Source organism: Shewanella sp. N2AIL (assembly GCF_022690845.1).
Taxonomy (GTDB): Bacteria; Pseudomonadota; Gammaproteobacteria; order Enterobacterales; family Shewanellaceae; genus Shewanella; species Shewanella baltica.
Window position 1 is genome coordinate 1 of the sequence record NZ_JALBYT010000085.1, and the last position, 559, is coordinate 559.

General features: G+C 46.7%; 1 protein-coding gene. It reads left to right on the top strand.

Translation table 11 applies throughout. The features are described 5' to 3' along the window. Positions 1 to 559, top strand: a 559-nt coding sequence (locus tag MO387_RS20820) for a GTP-binding protein (protein ID WP_242326511.1), incomplete at both ends; no start/stop codon positions are given.

The following is a 559-nucleotide window of genomic DNA, read 5'->3' on the forward strand; positions in this document are numbered from 1 at the left end:
AATACGATACTCCAACTCGTCACTACGCACACGTAGACTGCCCAGGCCATGCTGACTATGTTAAAAACATGATCACTGGTGCTGCACAGATGGACGGCGCGATTTTAGTAGTAGCTTCAACAGACGGCCCAATGCCACAGACTCGTGAGCACATCCTGCTTTCTCGTCAGGTTGGCGTACCGTACATCATCGTGTTCATGAACAAATGTGACATGGTAGATGACGAAGAATTACTGGAATTGGTTGAAATGGAAGTTCGTGAACTTCTGTCAGAATACGATTTCCCAGGTGATGACTTACCAGTAATCCAAGGTTCAGCTCTGAAGGCGCTTGAAGGCCAACCAGAGTGGGAAGCTAAGATTATTGAACTGGCTAATGCACTGGATTCTTACATTCCAGAACCACAACGTGACATCGATAAGCCGTTCCTACTGCCAATCGAAGACGTATTCTCAATCTCTGGCCGTGGTACTGTAGTAACTGGCCGTGTTGAGCGTGGTATTGTTAAAGTGGGTGACGAAGTTGAAATCGTTGGTGTTCGCACTACGACTAAAACAAC